The sequence below is a fragment of the Pseudomonas veronii genome (assembly GCF_001439695.1).
In the GTDB taxonomy this organism is placed as follows: domain Bacteria; phylum Pseudomonadota; class Gammaproteobacteria; order Pseudomonadales; family Pseudomonadaceae; genus Aquipseudomonas; species Aquipseudomonas veronii.
Window position 1 is genome coordinate 210,064 of sequence record NZ_JYLL01000001.1, and the last position, 18,036, is coordinate 228,099.

The following is an 18,036-nucleotide window of genomic DNA, read 5'->3' on the forward strand; positions in this document are numbered from 1 at the left end:
TGTGGGGTGCAAGTACAACAGAGAAGCTGTGCTAAAGTCAGCCTCCTTTTTTAAAACGCCGCGTGATATGACCGACTCCAGTCCGAGCGCAAGCCCTTCGAGCTTGAAAATATACTTCCGCCTGCTCAGTTACGTCAGGCCCTATGCGGGTTTGTTCGCGCTGAGTATTGTCGGATTTCTGATTTTCGCGTCGACCCAGCCGATGCTGGGGTACATCCTCAAGTACTTTGTCGACGGCCTTTCGAACCCGCAAGCCGTGTTGTTCCCCAGCGTGCCGTTCCTGCGCGACCTGCAATTGCTGCAGGCCGTGCCGCTGCTGATCATCCTGATCGCCGCCTGGCAGGGCCTGGGTTCGTTCCTCGGTAACTACCTGCTGGCCAAGGTTTCCCTGGGCCTGGTCCACGACCTGCGGGTGCAACTGTTCAACAACCTGCTGACGCTGCCCAACCGCTACTTCGACAATCACAACTCCGGGCACCTGATTTCCCGCATCACCTTCAACGTGACCATGGTCACGGGGGCGGCGACCGATGCGATCAAGGTGGTGATTCGCGAAGGCATGACCGTGATCTTCCTGTTCGCTTCGCTGCTGTTCATGAACTGGCGCCTGACGCTGGTGATGATCGCCATCCTGCCGTTGATTGCGGTGATGGTCAGCACGGCCAGCAAGAAATTCCGCAAACAGAGCAAGAAGATCCAGGTGGCCATGGGCGACGTGACCCACGTGGCGTCTGAAACCATCCAGGGTTACCGCGTCGTGCGCAGCTTCGGCGGCGAGATCTACGAGGAAAAACGCTTCCTCAAGGCCAGCCAGAGCAACACCAACAAGCAACTGCGCATGACCCGCACCGGGGCGATCTACACCCCGGCGCTGCAACTGGTGATCTACACCGCCATGGCCGTGCTGATGTTCCTGGTGCTTTACCTGCGCGGCGACGCATCGGCGGGCGACATGGTGGCCTACATCACTTTGGCCGGTCTGCTGCCTAAGCCGATCCGCCAGTTGTCGGAAGTCAGTTCGACCATCCAGAAGGGTGTGGCGGGCGCCGAGAGCATTTTCGAACAGCTGGACGAAGAGGCTGAAGTCGACAACGGCACGATCGAGCGCGACAAGGTCAGCGGCCATCTGGAGGTGCGTCACCTCAACTTCACCTATCCCGGCACCGAACGCCCTGTGCTCAAGGACATCAGCTTTACCGCCGAGCCTGGGCAGATGATCGCCCTGGTGGGGCGCTCGGGCAGCGGCAAGTCGACCCTGGCCAGCCTGATCCCGCGCTTCTACCACCATGCAAGCGGTGAAATCCTGCTCGATGGCGTCGAGATCGAAGACTACAAACTGCTCAACCTGCGCAAGCACATCGCCCAGGTGACCCAGCACGTGACCCTGTTCAGCGACACGGTGACCAACAACATCGCCTACGGCGACCTGGCCGGCGCACCACGGGCCGACGTCGAAGCCGCCGCGATGGATGCCAACGCCAAGGACTTCATTGACCAGTTGCCTAAAGGCTTCGACACCCAGGTCGGCGAAAACGGCGTGCTGCTGTCCGGCGGTCAACGCCAGCGCCTGGCAATTGCCCGCGCCCTGCTCAAGAATGCGCCGCTGCTGATTCTCGACGAGGCCACCTCGGCCCTCGACACTGAGTCCGAGCGCCACATTCAGGCGGCGCTGGACAAGGTCATGCAAGGCCGCACGACCCTGGTGATCGCGCACCGCCTGTCCACCATCGAGAAGGCCGACCTGATCCTGGTGATGGACGACGGGCGTATTGTCGAGCGCGGCACCCACGGTCAATTGCTTGCACAGAACGGCTACTACGCCCGCCTGCATGCCATGGGCCTGGATGCCCCGGTGTCGGCGGATATCACCTGATACCCTTGGTGGGGCGGGCAATCCGCCTCACCAACGTTCCTGCAACATCTTCTGTCACACCCCCACAAGCCTTCTGTAACCCTGTGCTAATATCGCGCCCCTGTTCATTTTGTATGTGGGTTGCTCCATGAAGTTGTCCATGCCGCGATTCGATCAAGCCCCTGTCTTGGTGGTCGGCGATGTCATGCTCGACCGTTACTGGCATGGCGGAACCTCACGGATTTCCCCTGAGGCGCCGGTACCGGTAGTCAAGGTCGAGCAAATCGAAGACCGTCCAGGCGGCGCTGCCAACGTTGCCCTCAATATTGCCGCCCTCGGCGCCCCAGCCTCTCTGGTGGGCGTGACCGGCGACGACGAAGCCGCCGACAGCCTGGCCAACAGCCTGCGCGGTGCCGGCGTGCGCGCGCTGTTCCAGCGCATCGCCCATCAGCCGACCATCGTCAAGCTGCGGGTCATGAGCCGTCACCAGCAATTGCTGCGCATCGATTTCGAAGAACCCTTCGCCACCGACGCCCTGGCCCTCAGCGCGCAGGTCGATGAGTTGCTCGAAGGCATCAAGGTGCTGGTGTTGTCCGACTACGGCAAAGGCGCACTGAAGAACCACCAGATGCTGATCCAGGCCGCCAAGGCCCGCAATATTCCGGTGCTGGCCGATCCCAAGGGCAAGGACTTCTCGATTTATCGCGGCGCCAGCCTGATCACGCCGAACCTCAGCGAGTTCGAAGCCATCGTCGGCGGTTGCGCCGATGAGCACGAATTGGTGAGCAAGGGCGCGACGCTGATGGCCGAACTGGACCTGGGCGCCTTGCTGGTGACCCGTGGCGAGCACGGCATGACCTTGCTGCGCCCGGGCTATGCGGCGATGCACCTGCCGGCGCGTGCGCGTGAAGTGTTCGACGTCACCGGCGCCGGCGACACCGTGATTTCCACCCTGGCCGCCTCCATCGCGGCCGGCGAGGAATTGCCCCACGCCGTGGCCCTGGCCAACCTGGCAGCGGGCATCGTGGTCGGCAAGCTCGGCACCGCCGCGATCAGCGCGCCCGAACTGCGCCGTGCGATCCAGCGTTCCGAAGGCTCCGAGCGTGGGGTGTTGAGTCTCGAGCAATTGCTGCTGGCGATTGACGACGCGCGCGCCCACAACGAAAGCATTGTGTTCACCAATGGCTGTTTCGACATCCTGCATGCCGGTCATGTGACGTACCTGGAACAGGCGCGCGCCCAAGGCGATCGCCTGATCGTCGCGGTCAATGACGATGCGTCGGTCAGCCGCCTGAAAGGTCCGGGCCGCCCGATCAACAGTGTCGACCGACGCATGGCGGTCCTGGCCGGCCTGGGTGCGGTGGACTGGGTGATCAGCTTCCCCGAAGCCACCCCGGAAAACCTGCTGGCCCAGGTCAAGCCCGATGTGCTGGTCAAGGGCGGCGACTATTCCGTCGACCAGGTGGTCGGCGCCGACATCGTCAGCGCCTACGGCGGCAAGGTCAAAGTGCTGGGGTTGGTTGAGAACAGCTCGACGACCGCGATCGTGGAAAAAATCCGCAATCACGAATAAGGCTTGCGGCCGTAGGCGCGGGCCTGCTCGCTCCTACGGTCTGGCCTTCTTTGGCACGATCTTGCGCAACATCTGCCGGGCCTTGCCGGTCAGGCGCTTGAGCTTCGACTCTTTCTCCGGGACGGCCAGGCCTTGCTGCCTGAGCCAATCCTTCCAACGAATCCGCTCGTCGCGCACCACCCAGCCGTCCTGCTGGGCGAAGCTCTCCGCCAGGTACAAACCCCGCGTGCTCGCCGGGTACAGCTGATCTTTCTTGACCGTATACAGCTCGGCGAGCGGCTGCCCGTCCTTCAAGGGCATCAGGTACAGGTCCGGGCGCTGGCGGTCCAGGCGCGCGACCAGTTGATCGCCTTCGAGTCGCTCATCCACATGGAACAGGCTCAAGGATTTGGCTTCCTTGGGCACCTCCAGGCGCAAGTCATAAATCAATTGCAGCGAGGCCGTAGGCAAGTGGACGTAGGCCCGTGGGCGCTCGATCAGTTGCGTGGTCGCGCAGCGCACCGGGCGGGCCGCGCCGGACAAGGGGCTCAAGCGAAACGGCAAGGCTTCGCGGTAGTGCAGCGCGGCGGAGTAGGGCGCCGGCAGCCAGGTGTCGTTGAAGCGCCCGCTGAGCCAGCCTTCGGGCGTCTCCAGCAGGCACTCTTCGGCGATTTCCTGGATGGCGGTGTGCAGCGGCAGGTTCAGCTCATGGGCGGGGACGTAGCCGGAAATCAGCTTGAGCACCACGTCGCCACGGTCCTGGCGGCGTTGGCGCACCAGCACCCAGTAATCCTTGTTTTGCCAATGCAGGGTCAAACGCACCGACACGCCGAGGTTGGCCAGCTCGAGGGCGAAACGCTCCGGGTCTGTCACTTCTACCGGCTTGCGCCGTTGCAGGGTCTGGGCAAAGTTGAGCGGCATGCCGACGCTCTGGTAGCTCAGGCCTTCGGGGGTGGCTTCGACATGCAGTGGCAGAGTCTTGAAGTTGCTGGGGTTTTTTCTTATGAGCGTTCGCGACATGTCGGCTCCTTCTTACGTCGGGGCGGCCGCGTCGGCGGCATCAGAGTTGACGAATGACCTGGGCAGCGGTCGCCACGTTGTGAGCCAGGTGCAGCGGATTAATGGTCCCGACAATAGCACTGGCGACACCCGTTTGCGCAAACAACAACATGAAACTGGCACGTATGGGGTCCATTCCCGGTTCCAGGCAGACGTGGCCGCTGGCGAGGGCTTTTTTCACCAGGATGCCTTTGCCATGGGCGGCCGCATAATCAATGACGGCTTTCTCGGCCTGTTCGTTCAGATTGTAGGTGACCATTGCGCAATCGCCCTGTTCCAGAGCCTTCACGCCGCCTTCGACGGTTTTGCCGGAGAAGCCGAAACCGCGGATTTTGCCTTCTCGTTTCAAGTCTGCGAGGGTCTGGTACACCTCGCAGTCGTTGAGAATGTGCAGGTCGTTGCCGTCGGAATGCACCAGCACCAGGTCGATAAAGTCGGTTTCCAGTCGTTTCAGGCTGCGTTCGATCGACATCCGGGTATGGGCCGCGCTGAAGTCGTGACGGGACACGCCATTGTCGAATTCTTCGCCGACCTTGCTGACAATCACCCACTCGTTGCGCTGGCCCCGCAACAGCGGCCCCAGGCGTTCTTCGCTGCGGCCATAGGCCGGCGCGGTATCGATCAGGTTGATGCCCAACTGACGGGCCTGGCGCAGCAGCAGGCGCGCTTCGTCGTCATCGGGAATCTGGAAGCCGCTGGGGTATTTCACCCCTTGGTCGCGACCGAGCTTGACGGTGCCCAGGCCCAGCGGCGACACCAGCAGGCCGGTACTGCCCAGCGGGCGGTGCAGGTCGTGCAGGGTGGGCAGGCTCATGGCAACAGTTGCTCCCAGGCCGGTTGGCCGATGGCGGGTTTGGGCAGCTCGGGCAGCGGGGTGGCGGGGCCGGGTTGGATGCCATCGCGTTCGAGGGCGTGGAGCACCCGGTCGGCGAAGTCCGGTGCCAGGGCCAGCTTGGTCGGCCAGCCCACGAGCAGGCGGCCCTGTTCGGCGAGGAAGGCGTTGTCGGGGCGAGTCAGGCCCGATTGCAGCGGCTCGGCACGTTCGACGCGCAGGGTGGCCCATTCGGTGTGGCTCATGTCGATCCACGGCAGCAGAAGCGCCAACTCGTGCTGCGCGGTGGCGATCTGTTCCTGTGGCGTGCGTGCTACGCCGTCGGCCTCGGCGATGTCGCCGCCCATGTACCACACCCAGTTGCCATCGGCGGCCGGGTGCGTGGTCACGGTGAGGCGCGGTTTGGTGCCGCCGCCCAGGCAGTGGGCGTACAGCGGTTTCAGGCCTGGGCCTTTGGCGATGATCATGTGCAGCGCGCGCTTTTGCATGGCCGGCTCGCTCAGGCCCAGGGCGGCGAGCAGATCGGCAGTGCCGCCGCCGGCGCTCAAGACGATGCGCTGGGCGCGGATCTCGCGGCCGTCGACTTTCAGACCGACCAATGCGTCGTTTTCCCGCAGCGGTTCGATGTGTTGTCCGGCGAGCAAACCATCGCCGGCCAACTGCGCCAGGCGTCCGATCAGGCTCGGCACGTCGACCACCAATTCCGACAGGCGATAGACCTTGCCCTTGAAGCGGCGGTCTTGCAGGGCTGGCGGCAGGGCGTCGCCCTTGACCTGATCGACGCGGCCGCGCACGGCCTTGCTGGCGAAGAAGCTGGTGAGGTTGCCGGCGAGCGTGCCAGGGGACCACAGGTAATGGGCTTCGGAGAGCAGGCGCACGCCGGTCAGGTCCAGTTCGCCGTGACCGGCCAGGGCCTCACGCCAGCGCCGCGGCATATCGGCAATCGCTTCGGAGGCGCCGGTGAGTGCACCGTGCAGCGCGTATTTCGCACCGCCATGAATGATGCCTTGGGACTTCACGCTTTGCCCGCCTCCCAGGGTGGCGTTTTCCACCACCACCGTGGAAAACCCCTGGCGGCGCAGGCGCGCATTCAGCCAGAGGCCGGCAACTCCGGCGCCGACAATCAGAACGTCGGTGGAAATAACGGATGGCATGGGCAACCTCAGTGTTCAAATCAAGGTGCCAAGTATACAGACTCAACGAATGGATCTTTGCGCGGGATCAATATTGACGCGTGAGGTCAGTGCCCCGCCGTTTTCGAGAACAGTTGAATCACCACCACGCCCAACACAATCAAGCCCATCCCCAGCATTGCCGGCAGATCGAGCTTCTGCCCATAGATGAACAGCGCCGCGACGCTGACCATCACGATGCCCATCCCAGCCCACACGGCATACGCCACGCCGACCGGCACTGTACGCACCACCAGGGTCAGCATCCAGAACGCCACACCGTAGCCGACGATCACCAGCAGCAGTGGGATCGGTGTGCTCCAGCCCTTGATGGCTTTCATGGAAACGGTGGCGATGACTTCCGAGCAGATGGCGATGGCCAGGTAGTAGTAGGCAGGGGTCATGGTGCGGTCCTCGGTGTGTAGCGCGCTGGATAAGGTCGGCATTCTAGAGGCTCGTCAGATGGGGTAAAGTCATTACCTATCCGAATTAAAGATGGGTTGTGCCATGAATGTGCAGTGGAACCTGGAACAGATGCGCCTGTTCGTCAGCGTCGCCGAGCAGCGTTCTTTTTCGGCGGTAGCGCGTCAGCAGCGCAAGGCTCAGTCGGCGGTCAGCAACGGGATCGCCTTGCTGGAAGCGGACCTGGGCGTCAGCCTGTTCGAACGAAGCAGCGGCCGCCAGCCGCGCTTGACCGAAGCCGGCACGGTGCTGCTCGAAGAGGCTCGGGAAGTGCTGCGCCAGTGCGAACGCCTCAATGGCCGCGCACTGTCGTTGGTGCGCGGCGAAGAAGCCTGCCTGCGCCTGGCCCAGGATGAAGCGATGCTGTACCAGCCGGTCCTCGACAGTCTCGACGCCTTGGCCGGCCAGTTTCCCAACCTCGAGGTGCAGCTTTCCAGCGCTGCCCAGGGCGATGTCGCACGCAAACTGGTGGAGCGCAGGGCCGACCTGGGCATGTTGTTCTATCACGATCAAATCCCCGAAGCGTTGGAGCGGCGGGTCGTCGGCAGTGTGGAAATGGTCACGGTGTGCGGGCGTCGCCATCCGCTGGCGGCGCAGCAAACCGTGGACTGCCAGGGGTTGGCGCAGTATCGCCAGTTGCTGATGTCGACCCAGACCAGCGTCTACCCCGGCAGCGAGGCCGCCAGCCCGCAGGTGTGGCGCGCCGACAGCTTCTACGTGCTGGCCGAATGGCTTATCCGTGGCCTGGGTTGGGCCTGGTTGCCCCGGCATGTGGTGCAATACCCCGCGTACCAGAACCAAATGGTCGAACTCGACAGCGAATGGACCCCGCCGGCCCTTGTGGTCGAGCTGGTGTGGCGCCGCGATGAACCCCTGGGCCCTGCCGCACGCTTTCTCGCCGAGCGTTTTGCCGAGTGCTTGCAGGCGATCGATTGAAAAAGCCGATAAACTCCGCCGCCATGAATAGAACTCTCTACAGCTGTCTGTTTTACCTGGCGCTGCCGTTGGTGGCTTTACGTCTATGGCTGCGCGCGCGCAAGGCGCCGGCCTACGCCAAGCGCGTGGGCGAGCGCTTTTCCTACGGCTTGCCGCGGATGCAACCGGGCGGGATCTGGGTGCATGCGGTGTCGGTGGGCGAAAGCATCGCCGCCGCGCCGATGATCCGTGGCCTGCTGGCGCGTTATCCGCAGTTGCCGATGACGGTCACCTGCATGACACCCACCGGCTCCGAGCGTATCCAGGCATTGTTCGCCGATGAACCGCGCGTCCAGCATTGCTACTTGCCCTATGACTTGCCCTGCGCGGCCAAGCGTTTTCTCGACCGTGTCCAGCCCAAACTGGCCGTGATCATGGAGACCGAGCTGTGGCCCAACCACATCCACGCCTGCGCCCAGCGCGGGATTCCGGTGGCGCTGGCCAATGCACGCTTGTCGGCGCGTTCGGCCAAGGGCTACGCACGTTTTGCCAGACTGACGGCGCCGATGCTGGCAGAAATGAGTCTGATCGCCGTGCAGACCGAGACTGAGGCCGAGCGTTTCCGCAGCCTGGGTGCGCGTGCGGACACGGTGCAAGTGACCGGCTCGATCAAGTTCGACCTGACCATCGACCCGCAACTGCTGGCGCGCGCGGCCGCGTTGCGCGAACAGTGGGGCGCCGGCGAGCGCCCGGTGTGGATCGCCGCCAGTACCCACGAAGGCGAAGATGAGGTGGTGCTGGCGGCCCATCGCCAACTGCTCGCCAGCTATCCCAATGCGCTGCTGATTCTGGTGCCGCGTCATCTGGAACGCTTCGGCCCGATGTTTGAGCTGTGCGAGCGACAAGGGTTCGCCACGGTGCGTCGTTCCAGCGGCGAGCCGGTCACCGCGCACACCGCCGTGTTGCTCGGCGACACCATGGGCGAGTTGCTGTTTTTGTATGCCTTGGCCGACAGCGCGTTGGTGGGTGGCAGCCTGGTCGCGACCGGCGGGCACAACCCACTGGAACCGGCGGCGTTGGGCAAGCCAGTGATCATGGGGCCGCACCGGTTCAACTTCCTCGAAATCAGCGCAATGCTGCGCGACGCCGGGGCGTTGCGTGAGGTGGATGATGCCGAAGGTTTGGCCGAGGCCGTGCGGCAGCTGTTCGAGCTACCGCAGGATGCCCAGCGGATGGCGCAGGCGGGGCTTAAGGTGATGCAGGCCAACCAGGGCGCTTTGAAGCGACTGTTGGATGGCCTTGATCGCCTGATAACTCACTGACGCAATACCGATCCAAATGTGGAAGGGAGCAAGCCCCTTCTCACATTGGTTCTGTGGTGCGATCAATAACCCGGGCGGGCCTTGAGCTGCTCGGCGGCGGCCTTGGCCAGGTCCGGCGGCAGGAAGTCGCGGTCCGGGTTGTAGTCGGCCTTGAGATAGCGCGTCAGGTCTTGCAGGTCCCCAGGGTTCAACGTGCCGGCTGCCTGCTTCAAGCGCAGGTTGTCGAGGATGTAGTCGTAGCGGCTGTTGTTGTAGTTGCGCACCGACGCATAGAGCTGGCGCTGGGCGTCGAGCACGTCGACGATATTGCGCGTACCCACCTGATAACCGATTTCCGTGGCTTCCACCGCGCTCTGGTTGGAGATGATCGACTGGCGGCGTGCCTGCACCTGCTCCACGTCGGTGTTGACCGCGCGGTGCAGGTTGCGCGTGTTTTCCACCACCTGGCGGCGCAGGCCTTCGCGTTGCTGCTCGGTCTGGCCCAGGCGCGAGTACGATTCGCGCACTTGCGAGCTGGTCAGGCCACCGCTGTACAGCGGGATATTCAGGCGCAGGCCAATGGTGCGTTGCGAGACATCGCCGCCATAAGGCGTGCCGAAGGCATTCGGGTTGCTGAAGCCGAGCGCGTCGTTATCGCCCTTTTCATACTGCGCCACGGCGTCCAGGGTCGGCGCGTGCCCGGCCTTGCGCTGCTTGAGGGTTTCCTCGGCGGCGGTGACGGCGTAGTTGCTGGCGAGCAGGTTCAGGTTCTGGCGGCCGGCGGTTTCGACCCAGGCCTTGGCGTCGTTCGGCAGCGGCGGCAGCACCGGCAGTGTATGCACAATGCCCTGGATCGAATTGTATTGACGGTTGGTCAGCGCGATCAGTGCTTCGAAGGCGTCGTCCACCTGGCGTTGCGCGACGATCCGGTTGGCCCGCGCGGTGTCGTAGCTGGCCTGGGATTGCAGCACGTCGGTCTTGTCCGACAGGCCCACGTCGAAGCGTTCGTTGGACTGGTCCAGTTGGCGCTTGAAGGCGTTTTCTTCGGCCTTGGTGGAGGCCAGGTTGTCCTGGGCGCGCAGCACGGCGAAGTAGTTCTCGGCGCTTTGCAGGATCAGGTTCTGTTCGGTGGCTGAAAGTTGCAGCGCAGCCTGTTCGTTGACGGCTTCGGCGGCTTGCAGTTGGAACCAGCGGTCGGCGCGGAACAGCGGCTGGCTCAAGGTCGCACGCCAGGAATGCGCGTCGCGGTTGGCGGTGGCGGCCGGGGTGTCGATCTGGGTGCGCGAATTGTTGATATCGGCACCGGCCGACAGGTTGGGCAGCAAACCGGCGCGGGCCTGGGGCACCACTTCTTTCTGCGCACCGTACTGGGCGCGGGCGGCGGCCAGGTCGGCGTTGTTGTCCACCGCTTCCTGGTAGACGCTGACCAGGTCGGTTCGGGCGGACAAGGGCGCTTCAGCTGCCCAGACCATTCCGTTGGTCGCACAAGACACGGCGAGAGCCAGTGAGAGTTTGCGCAGCATGAATTGATCCCTAGTTTTAATATTACGATGATAATTTAACGCCCAAGGCTACGGTTGGCCATTCCTGGCGTCAAGCGTCGGGGCAGTCACCGAGTGTAGTGGTGGTTACACGGCGCAACAATCCTGCAATTGCGCCATTCATCACGCTGAATGCTCCGTTATTGGCAATTTGCCCTCACCCTGTCTAGACTGGCCGGGTTCTTGTCGGGGTGCCTTGTTGGAAGGCTGAGATCGGTAAATACCGGATCCCGTTGAACCTGATCAGGTTAACGCCTGCGTAGGGAACAAGATTTCTCGTCACCCGGCGAGTCCTCTTGTGCTTTGTCCGGGATGTTGTTCGACCTTCGAACAACCCTCGAGTACCCAGCACAGCACTGCTTCCAGTGCGTCCATCCGCCACAGGTTCGCTCCGACAAAAATCCACCGCCTGGATAGTTGGAGAGCCCGTGATGAGTACAAAACCAAAAAATACCGTGCATTTGAGTGAATCGGCCAAGGTCGACTCCGGCTCCGTGCAACCGTTTACCCGCTCGCAGAAAATCTACGTGCAAGGCACCCGTCCGGACATCCGCGTGCCGATGCGTGAAATCAGCCTCGACGTCACCCCCACCGATTTCGGTGGTGAGATCAACGCCCCCGTGGTGGTCTACGACACCTCCGGCCCCTACACCGACCCCAACGTCATCATCGATGTGCGCAAGGGCCTGGGCGATGTGCGCTCGCCGTGGATCGAGTCGCGTGGCGACACCGAACGCCTGTCGGGCCTGAGCTCGCACTTCGGCCAGCAACGCCTGACCGATGCCGAACTGACTGCGCTGCGCTTCGCCCATGTGAAGAACCCGCGCCGCGCCAAGGCCGGTGCCAACGTCACGCAGATGCACTATGCGCGCAAAGGCATCATCACCGCCGAGATGGAATACGTCGCCATCCGCGAAAACATGAAGCTCGAAGAAGCCCGCGCCAGCGGCCTGCTCGACCAGCAACACGCCGGCTACAGCTTCGGCGCCAGCGTGCCGAAGATCATCACCCCGGAATTCGTGCGCGAAGAAATCGCCCGCGGCCGCGCGATCATCCCGGCCAACATCAACCACACCGAACTGGAACCGATGATCATCGGCCGTAACTTCCTGGTGAAGATCAACGGCAACATCGGCAACAGCGCCCTGGGCTCGTCCATCGAAGAAGAAGTGGCGAAACTGACCTGGGGCATTCGCTGGGGCTCGGACACGGTGATGGACCTGTCCACCGGCAAGCACATCCACGAAACCCGCGAGTGGATCATCCGCAACTCGCCGGTGCCGATCGGCACAGTGCCGATCTACCAGGCCCTGGAGAAAGTCGGCGGCGCCGCTGAAGACCTGACCTGGGAGCTGTTCCGCGACACCCTGATCGAACAGGCCGAGCAGGGCGTCGACTACTTCACCATCCACGCCGGCGTGCTGCTGCGCTACGTGCCGCTGACCGCCAAGCGCGTTACCGGCATCGTCTCCCGCGGCGGCTCGATCATGGCCAAGTGGTGCCTGGCGCACCACAAAGAGAACTTCACCTACACGCATTTCGACGAAATCTGCGAAATCATGAAGGCCTATGACGTCAGCTTCTCCTTAGGCGACGGTCTGCGCCCGGGTTCGATCGCCGACGCCAACGATGCCGCGCAATTCGGCGAGCTGGAAACCCTCGGCGAGCTGACCAAGATCGCCTGGAAGCACGACGTGCAAACCATGATCGAAGGCCCCGGCCACGTGCCGATGCAACTGATCAAGGAGAACATGGACAAGCAGCTCGAATGCTGCGACGAGGCGCCGTTCTACACCCTCGGCCCGCTGACCACCGACATCGCGCCGGGCTACGACCACATCACCTCCGGCATCGGTGCGGCGATGATCGGTTGGTTCGGTTGCGCCATGCTCTGCTACGTCACACCCAAGGAACACCTGGGCCTGCCGAACAAGGATGACGTGAAGACCGGGATCATCACTTACAAGATCGCCGCCCATGCAGCCGATCTCGCGAAAGGTCATCCGGGCGCGCAGATCCGCGATAACGCACTGAGCAAGGCACGCTTCGAGTTCCGTTGGGAAGACCAGTTCAACCTCGGCCTCGACCCGGACACCGCGCGTTCGTATCACGACGAAACCCTGCCGAAGGACTCGGCCAAGGTCGCGCATTTCTGCTCGATGTGCGGGCCGAAGTTCTGCTCGATGAAAATCACCCAGGAAGTGCGTGAGTACGCGGCCAACCAGCGCATCGATGCGGTGGATGTGGAGGTGGCCAAGGGCTTGGCCGAGCAGGCTGAGCGGTTCAAGCAGGAAGGCAGCCAGCTCTACAAGAAGGTCTGATCCGAGGTTGTAGGCGCTTTCAAGGGCCTTATCGGGGGCAAGCCCCCTCCCACATTTGAATTGTGAACACATTCAAGTGTGGGAGGGGGCTTGCCCCCGATAACAATCTTTCAAACAACAAATGCCCCTCAGAGATTCCATCCTTGAGCATTCAACCCAGCACCTATTCCCCCGACATCGCAGTACCGACCGGCAAACGCGTTTTCGGCGCCCGCGATCTGTTTTCCCTGTGGTTCTCCCTCGGCATCGGCCTGATGGTCCTGCAAACCGGCGCGCTGCTCGCGCCCGGCCTGGGCCTGGCCGGTGGGTTGCTGGCGATTTTCCTCGGCACCCTGGTCGGCGTGCTGCTGCTCGCCGCTGTCGGCGTGATCGGCAGCGACACCGGGCTGTCCGCCATGGCCGCGCTCAAGCTCAGCCTCGGCGCCAAAGGCGCGAGCCTGCCGGCATTGTTGAACCTGCTGCAACTGATCGGTTGGGGCGCGTTTGAAATCATCGTCATGCGCGATGCCGCCAGCCTGTTGGGCGCGCGGGCCTTCAGCGACGCCAGCCTGTTGGCCAGCCCGATGCTGTGGACCCTGTTTTTCGGTGGCCTGGCGACCTTGCTGGCGGTCAGTGGCCCGCTGACGTTCGTGCGCCAGATCCTGCGTAAATGGGGCATCTGGCTGCTGCTCGCGGCCTGCCTGTGGCTGACCTGGAACCTGTTCGCCAAAGCCGATCTCGCCACGCTATGGGCCCAGGCCGGTGACGGTTCGATGCCCTTCGCGGTGGGGTTTGACATCGCCATCGCCATGCCGCTGTCGTGGCTGCCGCTGATCGCCGATTATTCGCGCTTCGGCAAACGCGCGAAAAGCGTGTTCGGCGGCACGGCGCTGGGCTTTTTTATCGGCAATTTCTGGCTGATGAGCCTGGGCGTGGCCTACACCCTGGCGTTTGCGCCGAGCGGTGAAGTCAACGCGCTGTTGCTGGCGCTGGCCGGCGCGGGGCTGGGGATTCCGTTGTTGCTGATCCTGTTGGATGAGTCGGAAAACGCCTTTGCCGATATTCACTCGGCGGCCGTCTCCAGCGGGATTCTGTTGCGCCTGAAGGTCGAGCACCTGGCCTTGGCCATCGGTGTGCTCTGCACGTTGATCGCCTGCTTTGCTCCGTTGGCGCAGTACCAGAACTTTCTGCTGTTGATCGGTTCGGTATTCGCGCCGCTGTTTGGCGTGGTGCTGGTCGATCATTTCATCCTGCGCCGCCGCGGCCAGGGCGCGCTTGCCACGCTACGCTGGACGGCGTTGCTGGCCTGGCTGGGCGGCATCGGCACCTACCACTTGCTGGCCAACCTGTATCCGGATATCGGCGCGACCCTGCCGGCACTGGCGCTGGCAGGGCTGTTGCAGTTCATCCTCGGGTGCGTCTTCAGCGGCGCGCGGGCACCAGCTCAGGCTTGATGATGCCTTCCAGGCGCGAGTAAGGAATCTGCAACTCGATGTGGCCCAGGGCATACGGAGCGATCGTGGTGGTGGGGTACTTGAGGGTCACGCTGCCTGAGGTCAGCGCCACGTTCGGGGTTTTCTGGAACGGGTAGCGCTTGACGAACTCCGGCTCCAGGCTCAGGCGGGTGCTGATCAGCCAGCTGTTGTGCGCCACCTGGGCGGCCTTCCAGAATGCTTCTTCCTTGCCGGGCAGCAGCATGTCGCTCAGCGACAGGGCTTTTTGCTGCGGGCGCGAATAGTTGATGAAGGCGCGGCCCGGTTCGCCGTGGGTGGCGCCCTGGTCCAGGTAGCTGGACAGTTCGATGATCACCAAGCCGTCATGCTGCTCGCGTACCTTGGCCTGCAAGTACATGCTGTTGCGTGGCGCGGCGGTGCTCAGGAACTGCTCGCGATACGTCGCCAGGCTCGACGGCAACGGGTCGCTCGACCGGGTGCGGGTCATTTCCAGCAGGCGTTGTTCGATCAGTGCGTCGAGCTTGGGCTCCTTGGCAAAATGCACGGTGTCGATATTCACCAGCGGGCAATCGGCGTTGGCGCAGTCCGGCTTGCTTTGCTCGCTGGCGTCGCGGGTGGCTTCCAGCGGGGTGCTGTAGTTCGGTTGGAACAGGCTCTGGCAGGCGCCGAGCGTCAAGGCGATACACGCCACGGAGGCGATTTTTAAAAGTGACATGTAGGGTCTTCGTCCGTCGATAAGAGCGAAATTCGTGGAGCTTCGACTACCGGCATGGCAGTCAGTTCGCCACTAAGCTCATTAGAGTGAGTTTGACGCCCGCCGTCTATCCCGGCAACCGTAAAGGGGCTGCGCCAACGGGCAGGAGCGCGTTAGGATGGCGCCAATTGCACGGGCATAACGAGGAAGGATATGACGGACATCGCGAAATCGACGCCGAGCACGATCGAGATTGTTCAGCGCGACAATGCCTATCAGGGTTTCTACAAGCTCGATCGCGTGCAACTGCGCCACGAAAAATTCGACGGCGGCATGAGCCGGGTGATCAACCGCGAGGTCTTCGTGCGGCATGACGCCGTGTGCGTGCTGCCCTACGACCCGCAGCGCGATGAAGTGGTGCTGATCGAGCAGTTTCGCGTAGGCGCCATGGGCCGCGCCGCCAACCCGTGGCTGGTGGAAATGGTCGCCGGCCTGATCGACAAGGACGAACAACCGGAGGAGGTTGCACACCGCGAAGCCGAGGAGGAAGCTGGACTGACATTCTCCGCACTGTGGCCGATCACCCAATATTTCCCTTCGCCCGGCGGCAGTACCGAATTCGTCCACTTGTACCTGGGCCGTTGCGACAGCTCGGGCGCCGGTGGCGTCCATGGACTGGAAGAAGAGGCAGAAGATATCCGCGTCAGCACCTGGGCTTTCGAAGATGCCTTGCAAGCGGTGCGTGATGGTCGGATATCCAATGCGCCCAGCATTATTGCCTTGCAATGGCTAGCGCTCAATCGCGCGGAAGTGAGGGGGTTATGGCAGTAAAGGCACGGGAACGATACCGGGTTGACCTGATCGGGCTGCAAGCCGCCTGCGAGGCCAACTATGCGCGGCTGATGCGCCTGCTGCCGGACATGCGCCACACGCCCGAGGCACGGCGCATCGCCGTGACCCATGGCGACCAGATGCTCGGCGTGCTGACCCTGGAAGTCATCGTCAATTGCCCGTACACCACCACCCTGCGCGTGCGCCAGGAGCACAGCCTGCCATGGCTGCCGGTGCCGCAACTGGAAGTGCAGGTGTACCACGATGCGCGAATGGCCGAAGTCATCAGCGCCGAACATGCGCGACGCTTTCGCAGCATCTATCCTTACCCCAATGTGTTCATGCACCAGCCCGATGAGAAAGCACAGCTCAATGTGTTCCTCGGTGAATGGTTGAGTCACTGTCTGGCCCTGGGCCACGAGTTCGAAGTCGTGCGGTAGATGTGAACTGCATCTGCTTCCCTGGGTTTCCTCTTTGTGTCCTGCCCCAGCATAATCGCGCCATACGTCCATTCCTGTGATTGCCTTGGGAGAGCACCTTGCCCCGCGTACCCACCGTGACCCCCGATGCACCGGCAGTGCTGGTGCAACTGTCCGACAGCCATCTGTTTGCCGAGGCCGACGCCACGCTGGTGGGCATGAACACCCGCGAGAGCTTGCAACGGGTGATCGGCCTGGTGCGCGAGCAGCAGCCCCGGATCGACTTGCTGCTGGCCACGGGGGACTTGTCCCAGGACGGTACGTTGGCGTCCTATCAGCACTTCAGGGAGATGACCGCACCCTTTGGCGTGCCGGCGCGCTGGATTCCCGGCAACCACGATGAGCCGCAGATCATGGCCCACGCCGCCCTGCACAGCGACCTGCTGGAACCGGTGGTCGACGTCGGCAATTGGCGCATTACCCTGCTCGACTCCGCCGTACCCGGTTCGGTGCCGGGTTATCTGCAGGACAGCCAGCTGCAACTGCTGGCCCAAGCCTTGAGCGAAGCGCCGCACCGCCATCATCTGGTGTGTTTCCACCATCATCCGGTGCCCGTCGGCTGTGCGTGGATGGAACCCATCGGCCTGCGCAACCCCGAGGCACTGTTTGCCGTGCTGGACCGTTTCCCTCAGGTCCGGGCCTTGCTCTGGGGGCATGTACACCAGGAGATCGACCGCGAGCGCAACGGCGTGCGTCTGCTGGCGTCGCCGTCCACCTGCATCCAGTTCACGCCGGGCAGCGAGGACTTCAACGTCAGCACCGAGGCGCCGGGCTATCGCTGGCTGCGTCTGCATACCGACGGGCGGTTGGAGACCGGGGTGGAACGGGTCAAAGGCTTTGCCTTTACCGTGGATTACGCCAGCAACGGCTACTGAAGGTGGGAGGGGAAGACAGGGGACTCACCACTCCGATCCCTGTAAACTGCGCCTTTTTGGCGCAAGCACGGAGAGCCCGGCATGTCCGCTTCGATCCTGTATATCCACGGTTTCAACAGCGCGCCTGCGTCGAACAAGGCCAGCCAGTTGATCCGCGTGATGGACACCCTCGGCCTGGCCGACCAACTGCGCGTGCCGGCCCTGCATCACCACCCTCGCCAGGCGATTCCTCAATTGGAGGCGGCCATCGCAGAACTGGGGCGGCCGCTGCTGGTCGGCAGCTCGCTCGGCGGCTACTATGCAACCTGTCTTGCCGAGCGCCATGGCCTCAAGGCGCTGCTGGTCAACCCGGCGGTCAGCCCCCATCGGATGTTCGACGGTTACCTGGGCACCCAGAAGAACCTCTATACCGATGAAACCTGGGAACTGACCCACGATCACGTCACGGCGCTGGCCGAGCTGGAAGTCCCGGCGCCCCAGGATGCCGCGCGTTATCAGGTGTGGTTGCAGACCGGGGACGAAACCCTGGATTATCGCCTCGCCCAGCAGTATTACCGGGCCTGTGCCTTGCGCATCCAGGCCGGTGGCGACCACGGTTACCAGGGGTTTGCCCGGCAGTTGCCGGCGTTGTTGAGCTTTGCCGGCATTGGCGCGGATCAGTATCAATCCTTCGATTTCTCGGCACTGTAATTGCCTTGGAAACCGCAGGTCACTTTT

Annotated in this window: 16 protein-coding genes and 1 riboswitch; of the genes, 10 read left to right on the forward strand and 6 right to left on the reverse strand. The window is 63.0% G+C overall.

Annotation, left to right across the window (positions count from 1 at the left end):
* Nucleotides 1-67 precede the first annotated feature (67 nt).
* Together msbA and hldE are read left to right on the forward strand one after the other, a co-directional pair.
* A complete protein-coding gene (gene msbA, locus TU80_RS00865; RefSeq protein WP_046384924.1) occupies nt 68-1,873 on the forward strand; it encodes a lipid A export permease/ATP-binding protein MsbA in 1,806 nt (601 codons plus the stop codon).
* Between the two features lie 127 nt (nt 1,874-2,000).
* Entirely contained in the window at nt 2,001-3,425 is a 1,425-nt protein-coding gene (hldE, locus tag TU80_RS00870; protein ID WP_026140386.1) for a bifunctional D-glycero-beta-D-manno-heptose-7-phosphate kinase/D-glycero-beta-D-manno-heptose 1-phosphate adenylyltransferase HldE, read from the forward strand.
* 33 nt (nt 3,426-3,458) lie between these two features.
* On the opposite strand, the gene TU80_RS00875 is transcribed toward hldE, so the two are convergent.
* From TU80_RS00875 to TU80_RS00890, 4 genes are all read right to left on the reverse strand, one after another.
* The gene (locus tag TU80_RS00875; protein ID WP_017849789.1) at nt 3,459-4,424 is read right to left on the reverse strand and encodes a hypothetical protein; all 966 of its coding nucleotides are present in this window, start codon (nt 4,422-4,424) and stop codon (nt 3,459-3,461) included.
* A gap of 40 nt (nt 4,425-4,464) precedes the next feature.
* Nucleotides 4,465-5,277 carry an aldo/keto reductase gene (locus TU80_RS00880; RefSeq protein WP_017849788.1) on the reverse strand — a complete coding sequence of 271 codons (813 nt, stop codon included), beginning with the start codon at nt 5,275-5,277 and terminating at the stop codon, nt 4,465-4,467.
* Entirely contained in the window at nt 5,274-6,449 is a 1,176-nt protein-coding gene (locus TU80_RS00885; protein ID WP_046384922.1) for an NAD(P)/FAD-dependent oxidoreductase, read from the reverse strand. The genes TU80_RS00880 and TU80_RS00885 overlap by 4 nt, the downstream gene beginning before the upstream one ends.
* A gap of 86 nt (nt 6,450-6,535) precedes the next feature.
* Complete coding sequence (locus TU80_RS00890; RefSeq protein ID WP_026140385.1) at nt 6,536-6,871, reverse strand: DMT family transporter; 336 nt, start codon at nt 6,869-6,871, stop codon at nt 6,536-6,538.
* 103 nt (nt 6,872-6,974) lie between these two features.
* On the opposite strand from TU80_RS00890, the gene TU80_RS00895 reads away from it, so the two are divergent.
* Together TU80_RS00895 and waaA are read left to right on the forward strand one after the other, a co-directional pair.
* The gene (locus TU80_RS00895; RefSeq protein WP_017849785.1) at nt 6,975-7,865 is read left to right on the forward strand and encodes a LysR family transcriptional regulator; all 891 of its coding nucleotides are present in this window, start codon (nt 6,975-6,977) and stop codon (nt 7,863-7,865) included.
* A gap of 23 nt (nt 7,866-7,888) precedes the next feature.
* Nucleotides 7,889-9,166: a lipid IV(A) 3-deoxy-D-manno-octulosonic acid transferase gene (gene waaA, locus TU80_RS00900; RefSeq protein ID WP_057003664.1), complete on the forward strand. Its 1,278-nt coding sequence runs from the start codon at nt 7,889-7,891 to the stop codon at nt 9,164-9,166.
* 62 nt (nt 9,167-9,228) lie between these two features.
* Here the strand turns inward: waaA and TU80_RS00905 are convergent, their stop codons facing one another.
* Entirely contained in the window at nt 9,229-10,668 is a 1,440-nt protein-coding gene (locus tag TU80_RS00905) for a TolC family outer membrane protein (protein WP_057003665.1), read from the reverse strand.
* Between the two features lie 195 nt (nt 10,669-10,863).
* Nucleotides 10,864-10,969: riboswitch (TPP riboswitch) on the forward strand.
* Nucleotides 10,970-11,117: 148 nt separating this feature from the next.
* Here TU80_RS00905 and thiC point away from each other — a divergent pair.
* Nucleotides 11,118-13,007 (forward strand): phosphomethylpyrimidine synthase ThiC, encoded by a 1,890-nt coding sequence (thiC, locus tag TU80_RS00910; protein WP_046384919.1) that lies wholly within the window; start codon nt 11,118-11,120, stop codon nt 13,005-13,007.
* Between the two features lie 143 nt (nt 13,008-13,150).
* On the forward strand, nt 13,151-14,440 hold the full coding sequence (gene cytX / locus TU80_RS00915) for a putative hydroxymethylpyrimidine transporter CytX (RefSeq protein WP_057003666.1): 1,290 nt from the start codon (nt 13,151-13,153) through the stop codon (nt 14,438-14,440).
* Here cytX and TU80_RS00920 read toward each other — a convergent pair.
* Nucleotides 14,409-15,155, reverse strand: a complete 747-nt coding sequence (locus TU80_RS00920) for an RsiV family protein (protein ID WP_017849780.1) — start codon at nt 15,153-15,155, stop codon at nt 14,409-14,411. The two genes, cytX and TU80_RS00920, sit on opposite strands and share 32 nt — an antisense overlap.
* Before the next feature lie 192 nt (nt 15,156-15,347).
* On the opposite strand from TU80_RS00920, the gene TU80_RS00925 reads away from it, so the two are divergent.
* The 4 genes from TU80_RS00925 (at nt 15,348) to TU80_RS00940 (ending at nt 18,009) form a co-directional block, all read left to right on the forward strand.
* Nucleotides 15,348-15,965 (forward strand): NUDIX domain-containing protein, encoded by a 618-nt coding sequence (locus TU80_RS00925; protein ID WP_017849779.1) that lies wholly within the window; start codon nt 15,348-15,350, stop codon nt 15,963-15,965.
* Nucleotides 15,956-16,405 carry a DUF1249 domain-containing protein gene (locus tag TU80_RS00930; RefSeq protein WP_003209507.1) on the forward strand — a complete coding sequence of 150 codons (450 nt, stop codon included), beginning with the start codon at nt 15,956-15,958 and terminating at the stop codon, nt 16,403-16,405. Before TU80_RS00925 ends, TU80_RS00930 begins: the two co-directional genes overlap by 10 nt.
* Before the next feature lie 98 nt (nt 16,406-16,503).
* Nucleotides 16,504-17,319 (forward strand): 3',5'-cyclic-AMP phosphodiesterase, encoded by an 816-nt coding sequence (gene cpdA, locus TU80_RS00935; protein ID WP_057003667.1) that lies wholly within the window; start codon nt 16,504-16,506, stop codon nt 17,317-17,319.
* 81 nt (nt 17,320-17,400) lie between these two features.
* The gene (locus tag TU80_RS00940) at nt 17,401-18,009 is read left to right on the forward strand and encodes a YqiA/YcfP family alpha/beta fold hydrolase (protein ID WP_017849777.1); all 609 of its coding nucleotides are present in this window, start codon (nt 17,401-17,403) and stop codon (nt 18,007-18,009) included.
* Nucleotides 18,010-18,036: the final 27 nt, after the last annotated feature.

Excerpts from the sequence above, each read along its gene's own strand:
- TU80_RS00940 (WP_017849777.1), top strand. The coding sequence starts at position 17,401 with ATGTCCGCTTCGATCCTGTATATCCACGGTTTCAACAGCGCGCCTGCG.
- waaA (WP_057003664.1), top strand. The coding sequence starts at position 7,889 with ATGAATAGAACTCTCTACAGCTGTCTGTTTTACCTGGCGCTGCCGTTG.
- hldE (WP_026140386.1), top strand. The coding sequence starts at position 2,001 with ATGAAGTTGTCCATGCCGCGATTCGATCAAGCCCCTGTCTTGGTGGTC.
- TU80_RS00925 (WP_017849779.1), top strand. The coding sequence starts at position 15,348 with ATGACGGACATCGCGAAATCGACGCCGAGCACGATCGAGATTGTTCAG.
- TU80_RS00895 (WP_017849785.1), top strand. The coding sequence starts at position 6,975 with ATGAATGTGCAGTGGAACCTGGAACAGATGCGCCTGTTCGTCAGCGTC.
- TU80_RS00885 (WP_046384922.1), bottom strand. The coding sequence starts at position 6,449 with ATGCCATCCGTTATTTCCACCGACGTTCTGATTGTCGGCGCCGGAGTT.
- TU80_RS00905 (WP_057003665.1), bottom strand. The coding sequence starts at position 10,668 with ATGCTGCGCAAACTCTCACTGGCTCTCGCCGTGTCTTGTGCGACCAAC.
- thiC (WP_046384919.1), top strand. The coding sequence starts at position 11,118 with ATGAGTACAAAACCAAAAAATACCGTGCATTTGAGTGAATCGGCCAAG.
- TU80_RS00875 (WP_017849789.1), bottom strand. The coding sequence starts at position 4,424 with ATGTCGCGAACGCTCATAAGAAAAAACCCCAGCAACTTCAAGACTCTG.
- msbA (WP_046384924.1), top strand. The coding sequence starts at position 68 with ATGACCGACTCCAGTCCGAGCGCAAGCCCTTCGAGCTTGAAAATATAC.
- TU80_RS00890 (WP_026140385.1), bottom strand. The coding sequence starts at position 6,871 with ATGACCCCTGCCTACTACTACCTGGCCATCGCCATCTGCTCGGAAGTC.
- TU80_RS00920 (WP_017849780.1), bottom strand. The coding sequence starts at position 15,155 with ATGTCACTTTTAAAAATCGCCTCCGTGGCGTGTATCGCCTTGACGCTC.
- TU80_RS00930 (WP_003209507.1), top strand. The coding sequence starts at position 15,956 with ATGGCAGTAAAGGCACGGGAACGATACCGGGTTGACCTGATCGGGCTG.
- TU80_RS00880 (WP_017849788.1), bottom strand. The coding sequence starts at position 5,277 with ATGAGCCTGCCCACCCTGCACGACCTGCACCGCCCGCTGGGCAGTACC.